Below are 260 nucleotides of genomic sequence, written 5' to 3' on the forward strand. Positions count from 1 at the left end.
ATCGAAGATCGGCGTCAGCACCTGCGACAGTGCTTGCTGGATGAGCCGGTCGGTGACCGTGGGGATGCCGAGTTGCCGCTCTCCCCCTTTAGGTTTGGGGATAGTGGCGGCTCGGATCTGGCTGGGGTGATACTCATCGGCCAACAGTCGCTCGCGCAGCGTTGACCAGTACTTCCTTAGATGGTCAGCTAACTGATGCACCGTCATGCCATCGACACCCGGTGCGCCTTTGTTGGCCACCACCTTACGGTAAGCTCGCT

Annotated in this window: 1 pseudogene; it reads right to left on the reverse strand. The window is 60.0% G+C overall.

What is annotated here, in order from left to right:
- Positions 1–260: pseudogene (locus ACT3T6_RS17765) on the reverse strand (group II intron reverse transcriptase/maturase); the annotation flags it as partial.

This window comes from Halomonas sp. 72 (genome assembly GCF_052379785.1).
Classification (GTDB): Bacteria; Pseudomonadota; Gammaproteobacteria; order Pseudomonadales; family Halomonadaceae; genus Vreelandella; species Vreelandella citrativorans.